The sequence below is a fragment of the Poseidonibacter sp. genome (assembly GCF_041821165.1).
Classification (GTDB): domain Bacteria; phylum Campylobacterota; class Campylobacteria; order Campylobacterales; family Arcobacteraceae; genus Poseidonibacter.
In genome coordinates, this window is record NZ_JBGUES010000102.1 from 1 (window position 1) to 8,238 (window position 8,238).

The window sequence follows — 8,238 nt, forward strand, 5'->3', positions numbered from 1 at the left end:
AAGGTTTAGAGCTTCTTTTTGCCCTATTCTTCTTCTTTTTTATTTGCATTTTTTGCACTAATCCATTGTGACATATATTTTGTACTTGCCATTGAATGATGCCTTAACATTGAGCCTGTAAAATTATTTAATCTATGTTCTTCTAAATTTTCATTTATTTCTTCTATTTTAGAAATCAGATTTCTTCCTAAAGTTTCACTATTATATTTTGATTCTAATAATATAGAACAATTTTTTTGTTTTTCTTTCCATTTGTTTTCATCTTTATATAACTCAACTGCATTTTTTACAAATTCGCTAATATCATCTATTATTACGCCAGGCCATTGCTCTTTATCATACATACCTTCACTTCCAACAGAAGTAGTAATACTTGGAGTTTGCATAATCATTGCATCTAATAGTTTTCCTTTTATTCCTGCTCCAAACCTAATAGGTGCTAAACAAAGTTTTGATTCTTCAATTACTTCATAAGCATCTTTTGCCCACCCTTTTATTAAAAAACCCGTTTTGGGATTATTTAAAGCTGTTGCCTTTGGTGGTGGATATGAACCATATATATGAAGTTCTGCTTTTGGAAGTTCTTTTCTAATAAGTGGCCAAACCTTTTGTAAATATAAAACTACATCCCAGTTTGGTGCATGACGAAAGTTTCCTATTGTCATAAAATGTTCTCTTTGCTCAAAAGTTTTAGTCTCTTTTGGACATTTTTTTAAATCAACCATAAATGGTAAATGATGAAGTAAACTCTTATCTATTTTAAAAGTTTCTATTAAAAGATTCATTTCATAAGAAGATATGATTAAAGAAATATCACAACGTAAAATTGCTGATATTTCTCTTTTTGCTAAATCTGAAAATAAATCTGATTTATTCATATCTCTATTTGCTTTTAATGCTTGATGTCTTGCATTTCTTAAACATTGTAAATCTTCTGTATCTAATATTTTTAAAGCATTGGGGCAGTTTTTTTCTACTCTCCAAGCAAACTGCTCTTCCATCATAAAACGATCAAACATTACAATATCTGGATTGTACTCTTTAATATATTCATCAAATGTATCAGAATTTAATTCAATGGATTTACTTGAAATACCTTGCTCATCTAAATCAATCATATGTTCTGATATTGCACATGGTGTTGAAAATTCAACTTGCCAACCTTGAGATAAAAATAATCTCATAATTGACATAATATGAGTACCAGCTGCTGAAGAGTTTGGTTCTGGCCAAACATAACCTATTACTAATACTTTTTTCAAATATTCATCCATTTTTTTATTTGTTTACTTAATTCTTTTGGTTCTTCTAATGATATATTATGACTAGTTCCTTCTCTTGAAACTATTTTTATATTGTGTTCTGTACTTAATAACTTCTTTATTGATTCGTGATTTAAAAGTCTATCTTCTGTACTATAATAAAAATAAATTGGTAAGTCTAAATTAACTAAATCAAGAAATAAATCTAATCGATTAAATGTTGAAGTTAACTGTGATATAAAAGTCTCTTTTCCTAAATCCATAAACATATCTTGGATAGTTTTTATTAGGTCTTCATCATTTTGATTTTTCTTTTCTACTAATGATTGTGCTTTTTCATAAGTTAAGCCATTGAAACCATTTTTTTCAATAACTGCGAATTTTTCTTTTCTTCTTTCTATTTCAGCTTCATTTGAAGCCCCTGGAGTTGCTGCTAACATAAAAAGTTTATTTACTCTATTTGGATATGTAACAGCAAAATAAGAAGCAATATATCCACCAAGAGAAAAACCTAATATATTTACTTTTTCTTCTTTTATATAATCAAACAAGATATCAATAATCTCATCAAAATCTTCAGAGTGAGGAATAGGAACATGAATTAACTCATACTCATCTTCCAATAAAGGTATTAATCTTTTCCAAAGTCTTTCATCTGTCATAAGACCTGGAATTAAATATATTTTTTCTTTCATATTGCACCCTATAAAATATTTATTGATGTTTTATCAAAATTTTGATTAAAAAAGAATTTTATTTTATAGAATTACTACTTACTGATATGTTCTACCATTATGTTTAAGCCATCCACCAATATGTCTTCTGCTTGGGTCATGATGTGTCCAATGAACTACTCCACCTTTTTTATTCCATTCATATTCTCCATAAAACTCAACGCTATCACCTACTTTAATATCATTTATTCTTTTGGATAAATCAATATTATGAGCAATTAAAATAGTTAATTTTGATGGTAGTTTTAATATAAACCTTTGATGTTTACTTCCTTTTAAATCATCTCTTAAAAGTTTTACAACTTTTCCTACACCTTGAACTTGAACATCACTTTGGTGTTTTTTATATGCTTTTGATATTTCAGTATTGCTTGCAAATGCAAAATTTGTAATAAGACAAATAAATGTAAATACAATAAATAAATTCTTTTTCATTTTTTTCCTAATTTATAATTTTAATCTAATAGCCATTTTTTTGCATCTTCTAGGGATTCGAAATATTTCATAGAAGATGGCATAAAGCAATTTGATATTTTTTTAAAGTCCTTATTTGTTTTTTTGTTAATATTAACCTTACTGATTTTTTCTTTATAATTTAATATTGTATCTTTTTTTGATAAAATTTAAAAAAAATCTAGGAATTACTTTTGTTAAACACACGAAATCTTTTTGTAGCTACTTTTATAGCTATAATATCAACTTATCTTATGGTCTTTGGAGAAAATAAAACAATTGAAATGATAAAAGAACAATATCTTTTTTTATTGGCATTGCTTATCATTTCTCTTGCAGTAATATTTTTCAAATTTAAATTAAAAGATTATGAGCTTATTAATTTTAATAAAAACAACTCTTTTTCACTACAATCAACATTGGTATTTTTTCTAATATTTCAAGTTGTTGATTATATTATGGAAGATGGATTTATTGGAATGATTAGTCAATGGTTTTTATATTGGGTTATGGGACTTATTGCTTTATTGTTAATGGAAACTATTAACTACTACAAAAATTATCAGTTGATTTATAATAAAAATCAAAATATATAAAAAAGGGGAAATATATGAAAAAAATATTAATATTAAGTGCAAGTGTTTTTGTAGTTTTTTTACTTAGTGGGTGTGCAAATAATGTATATTATGCCAGTATGGAAAAAATTGGTTTTCATAAACGTGATATTATGGTTGATCGTGTTAAAAATGTTCAAGAATCACAAGAAGATGCGCAAGAAGAGTTTAAATCTGCTTTAGAACAGTTTGGAACATTAGTTCAAATTAAAGATAGTGATTTAAAATCAGCATATGAAAAATTCAATGATGAATATGAAGAAGTTTCTGATGCATCAGAAGAGTTAAGTAATAATATCAATAAACTTGAAAATGTATCTCTTGCTTTATTTGAAGAGTGGGAAAATGAACTTGCTTTATATAAGAATCAAAAACTTAAAGCTCAAAGTAAAAAAAACTTAGATGATACAAAATCAAAATATAGAAAAATGATGAAATCTATGAGAACTTCTGAAAAAAGTATGAAACCTATTTTAGATACATTTAGAGATAATGTTCTAATACTTAAGCACTCTTTAAATGCACAAGCTGTTGGTTCACTTCAAGGAAAGTTTGGTGAATTAAAAAAAGATATATCAACTTTAATATCTAAAATGAATCAATCTATTAAAGACTCTAATACATTTATAAAAGAGATGAATTAGTAAATACTCAAATAAAAAAACTATAATAAACTTATAGTTTTTTATTTGATTTTCTATATAGTTAAAAAACTATTTTTTACTAACCAATATACCACCAATTACAATAAGCGTAATACCTAAAAAAGTATAAATATCAGGAAGAGAATCTCCAAGCATAACTCCAAAACCAACAGCAAATGGAATACTTGAATATCCTACAACTCCAATAATACTAGCTTTACTTAAACTATATGCACGAGTTAAAAGCCATTGTGAAGCTGTTGAAAGTATTGCCATTAGAGCAATAAGTGACCATACAAAAAATTCTGTATGTATTTTAAATTGTGTATATGGAGTAAATAAGAAAAGTAATAATGGAATAATTACACCAATACCCATAAATGAAAGCATAATAACTCTTGCATCGTAAATATCTTTTATCTTTTTTATTGTTGCATATGCAGCTGCTGCAAAAAATCCACCTAATACACCTAAGATATGCTCAAATGATATTTCAATACCAAATGGTTTTATAATTAATACAACACCTAAAAAACCAATAATAAGAGCAAAAAAAGTATTTACAGAAATAGATTCTTTCATTAGATAATATGCAAGTATTGTTACAAAAAACGGTGATGTTTTATTTAAAATAATAGCTTCACCTAATGGTATTGTTGCTATTGTATAAAAAAACAATAACATAGCTAGTGTTCCAAATAAACCTCTTAGAAAAAGTAGATGTAATTTTGAAGAGTCAATTGAAACAGATACTTTTTTGAAACTATATAGAATAATCATAACACCTAAAAGGTTTCTATAAAATACAATTTCAATAGGGTCCATAGTTTCAGATAGTACTTTTGCTACTGCTCCACTTAGTGCAGCTATAAAAGCACTTAAAAGCATAAATAAAATACCTTTATCCATAGTTTTTAATTTTGATAATAATTTAAAATTTTGTAACATTTAATTCCTTTGTTGATGGAATTGTAGTTAAAATTTATAAAAAGTATTTTAAGAAACTGTTAAATATTTAAAAACATCTTTTCTTAATTAAGATTTTTCAGTAAACTTTTTTCTTCTGCTAATGAAAGATAACGCCATTTACCACTTTCAATATTTAATTTTAGACTTCCTATACTAATTCTGCTTAAGCTTAAAACCTTTAATGGTGTTCCAAATTTCGGGTCTTTTAATGCTCCAAAAAGTCGTCTAATATGTCGATTTTTTCCTTCATCGATTTGTATTCTAAGTTTTGTCTTAGCCCCACCCTTACCTATTTTTTCAACTTTCAAAGCTTTTAATAAACCATGAGGACTTTGAACACCTTTTAAAGCCTCAACTATATGTTCATCGGTTACATATCCCCTAACCCAAATTTCATAGATTTTAATACAATTGCCCGGTTTTGTTAAAACATTTCCAACTTTTCCATCTCTTGTAAATAATAAAAGACCTTTTGATTCTAAATCAAGCCTTCCAATTGGCATCCATTCATCATCAAAAGCCCAAGAGGGTAAAAGATTATAAACTGTTTTTCGTCCTAGTTCATCTGAACGTGTGACAATATATCCCTTTGGTTTATTAAGTGCCAATAGTTTTTTTGAATCATTTGGATTATCAGTCATTAGGTTATTCCTTAGGTATTTTTTGTCAGTGTTTAGCTTGTAGAAATAGAGAGTATAATTATATTTATTTTTATGATTTATTCATCTAATGTTTGGATTCTATCATAAGAATCTTCATTAGAACAAAGGTGAGTATTGATTTATTTTATTGATTAAAAGTTTAGTTAAGAGAATTTATAAATTTTCTTGTTTGTGGATTTTTAATCTTTTTTGTATTTGTATCAGAAAAAATAGTTTTTAGTTCTGTTATTGTAAATATTTTTTTTAATATATCTAAAGGTACATCTTTTAAAACCTTATCTTTTACTGTTTCAAAGGAAAGAGGAAACTCACTATCATTTTTACTTATTAGAATATTGTAAACATCAGAAGCATTCATATTGTAATCTGAACATATATTTTCTAAGTGATGAATATATTCGTTTTTATTAGTTTGCATATTTTATAAAACTTCTAATTCAAAAGGCTCAATATGAGCATTATATTGTTTGAAATTATTTATAAAATGTAAGTAGTGTTCACTTTCATAGTGTTTATTTAATGCTTCTTCATTTTTCCATGAATCAATTACAATAAATTCAACAGGATTATTTTTTGTTTGAAAAACCTCATACATTAAACAGCCCTCTTCTTCTTTAGAATCTTTAATAGTTGATTTTAGTAATGCTTTTAGTTCTTCAATGCAATCGCGTTTTGCTAAAAATATTATTTGTCTTGTTATTGTCATAATTATCACTTTTGTTAGTATTTTTGGTATTTTAGTAATTAGTAGCTTTATTTTTAATCAATGCATGAAAAAAGGGAAAGATATTTTCTCTTTTTTTCTGAAAAAATTTATTATGAAAAATAAATATTTCCTGCAACCGCTATAATTGTTAATACCTTTAGTATTAAAATCTGTGCAATTTGACTTTGTTTTATTTTATCTATCAATATTTATCCTTCTAGCTTTATTTTAAATCAATAATTGACATTTATTATTGCAAAAGATATACTCAAAAAATACACTTTAAATATAAAATCAAGAATAGATTTACAAAATTTTAACTAAAAAAGATTAACGGATAAATACAAAATGAAAAAAAATACAAAACAAAATATAGATACACTTCAAGAACTTGCAACTTTAAGTGATTACTCATTTATAAACAAACTAGCTAGTGACCCTGATGCAAAATTTAATGAAGATAATAAATCACCAAGAGAGGTTTTTTCTGGACATTATGTACCAGTAAAACCAACACCTATTAAAGAGCCAATATATATTTCTCGTAGTGAAATTTTTTTTAAAGAGTTAGGCTTTAGCAAAAAATTAATAGAGTCAGATGAATTTAAGAAAATGTTTTCTGGTGATATGTCTAATATCTCAAAACCTATGAAAGATATTGGTTGGGCTACTGGATATGCACTATCTATTTATGGTCGTGAATATTATGCTCAATGTCCTTTTCAAACAGGAAATGGATATGGAGATGGTAGAGCAATCTCAATTCTTGAAGCTGTTATAAATGGTAAAAGATGGGAATTTCAACTAAAAGGTGCAGGAAGAACACCATATTGTAGAGGTGCTGATGGGCGTGCAGTTTTAAGGTCAAGTGTTAGAGAATTTTTAGCTCAAGAGCATATGCACTCACTTGGTATTCCTAGTTCAAGGTCTTTAAGTCTATTTACTTCAAAAAAAGAGCAAGTAAATAGACCTTGGTTTAGAGATAATTCTTATTCAAAAGACCCTGAACTTATGATTGAAGAAGATGTTGCAATCTCAACAAGGGTTGCACCTTCGTTTATACGTGTTGGACAAGTTGAACTTTTTGCTAGACGTGCTAGAAAAAATGAACATCCAAATGCTTTAAAAGAGTTAGAAAAGATTGTATTACATTTGATTGATAGAGAGTATAGCGAATTAATCAAACAAGATTTATCTTTAGAAGAAAAACTAATTTTACTAGCAAATGAGTTTCAAAATCGTCTTACAACTTTAATAGCTAAGTGGATACGTGTAGGATTTTGTCAAGGTAACTTTAATAGTGATAATTGTGCAGCAGGAGGTTTTACACTTGATTATGGACCATTTGGTTTTATTGATATGTTTGACCCTAAGTTTCAACCTTGGACGGGTGGAGGAATGCACTTTTCATTTTTTAATCAACCAGTTGCTTCTGAAAAAAACTTTTTATCATTTTGTAGTTCTTTAAAACCATTACTTAAGTCAAATGAAAAGGCTTTAGAAGAACTAGAAAAAATCGAAAATAATTTTCCTAAAGTTATGCAATCAAAAATGCAAAATATGTGGGCTAAAAAACTTGGAATTGATAAGTTTGATTTTGAGTTATTTGATGAACTTATTCATCTTATGATAGAAACAAAAGTTGACTATACTATATTTTTTAGAGAACTCTCGTACATTCCAAATAATATCAATCAACTTGAAAAAAGTTTTTATAATGATTCTAAAAATGAAGTTATTAAAACAAAATGGAATAATTGGCTTGAAAAATGGAAATCATGTATAAATGTAAATGATGATAAAGATAAACAAAAACTTTCAACTCAAATGAAACTAACAAATCCAAAATATACTCTAAGAGAATGGCATCTAGTTTGGGCATATCAAGAAGCACAAAATGGAAACTATCAACCTGTAAAAGAGTTACAAAAAATAATGACAAATCCATATGATGAACAAACGAAAGAAATAGAAGAAAAATATTATATTAAAAAACCTTCAGATTTTTTTGGAATAGCTGGAATATCTCATGTTAGTTGTTCTTCTTAGGGAAGGTTTAAAATTGTTTTTTGAGATTGAGAATCTTCTTTTTCTTCATGATTGAAGTAAAATATAATGCGATGATATTAAGTTCAAATTCGAATTATACTTAGCTTTTTTCTTATAGTATTCTATAATCTTTTGATGTACTTTT

Annotated in this window: 10 protein-coding genes; 3 read left to right on the plus strand and 7 right to left on the minus strand. The window is 26.6% G+C overall.

The window, feature by feature from the left end; all coding sequences use genetic code 11:
- Window positions 1-23: 23 nt before the first annotated feature.
- The 3 genes from ACERKK_RS08675 to ACERKK_RS08685 form a co-directional block, all read right to left on the minus strand.
- Window positions 24-1,262, minus strand: coding sequence for a glycosyltransferase (locus ACERKK_RS08675; protein ID WP_373772687.1), 1,239 nt, complete (start codon window positions 1,260-1,262; stop codon window positions 24-26).
- A complete protein-coding gene (locus tag ACERKK_RS08680) occupies window positions 1,259-1,957 on the minus strand; it encodes an alpha/beta fold hydrolase (protein WP_373772688.1) in 699 nt (232 codons plus the stop codon). Before ACERKK_RS08680 ends, ACERKK_RS08675 begins: the two co-directional genes overlap by 4 nt.
- 78 nt (window positions 1,958-2,035) lie before the next feature.
- Window positions 2,036-2,431 (minus strand): DUF3465 domain-containing protein, encoded by a 396-nt coding sequence (locus tag ACERKK_RS08685; protein WP_373772689.1) that lies wholly within the window; start codon window positions 2,429-2,431, stop codon window positions 2,036-2,038.
- Window positions 2,432-2,643: 212 nt separating this feature from the next.
- On the opposite strand from ACERKK_RS08685, the gene ACERKK_RS08690 reads away from it, so the two are divergent.
- On the plus strand, window positions 2,644-3,045 hold the full coding sequence (locus tag ACERKK_RS08690) for a hypothetical protein (protein WP_373772690.1): 402 nt from the start codon (window positions 2,644-2,646) through the stop codon (window positions 3,043-3,045).
- A 14-nt stretch (window positions 3,046-3,059) separates the two neighbouring features.
- Window positions 3,060-3,707, plus strand: coding sequence for a DUF2959 domain-containing protein (locus ACERKK_RS08695; protein WP_373772691.1), 648 nt, complete (start codon window positions 3,060-3,062; stop codon window positions 3,705-3,707).
- 69 nt (window positions 3,708-3,776) lie between these two features.
- Here ACERKK_RS08695 and ACERKK_RS08700 read toward each other — a convergent pair whose 3' ends face one another.
- From ACERKK_RS08700 to ACERKK_RS08715, 4 genes are all read right to left on the minus strand, one after another.
- Window positions 3,777-4,655, minus strand: coding sequence for a DMT family transporter (locus ACERKK_RS08700; protein ID WP_373772692.1), 879 nt, complete (start codon window positions 4,653-4,655; stop codon window positions 3,777-3,779).
- An 83-nt stretch (window positions 4,656-4,738) separates the two neighbouring features.
- Complete coding sequence (locus ACERKK_RS08705; protein ID WP_373772693.1) at window positions 4,739-5,317, minus strand: pseudouridine synthase; 579 nt, start codon at window positions 5,315-5,317, stop codon at window positions 4,739-4,741.
- Window positions 5,318-5,477: 160 nt separating this feature from the next.
- Window positions 5,478-5,756 (minus strand): hypothetical protein, encoded by a 279-nt coding sequence (locus tag ACERKK_RS08710; RefSeq protein ID WP_373772694.1) that lies wholly within the window; start codon window positions 5,754-5,756, stop codon window positions 5,478-5,480.
- Between the two features lie 3 nt (window positions 5,757-5,759).
- Entirely contained in the window at window positions 5,760-6,044 is a 285-nt protein-coding gene (locus ACERKK_RS08715; protein WP_373772695.1) for a putative quinol monooxygenase, read from the minus strand.
- A gap of 348 nt (window positions 6,045-6,392) precedes the next feature.
- Between ACERKK_RS08715 and ACERKK_RS08720 the strand changes: the two genes are divergently transcribed.
- A complete protein-coding gene (locus ACERKK_RS08720; RefSeq protein WP_373772696.1) occupies window positions 6,393-8,093 on the plus strand; it encodes a protein adenylyltransferase SelO family protein in 1,701 nt (566 codons plus the stop codon).
- Window positions 8,094-8,238: the final 145 nt, after the last annotated feature.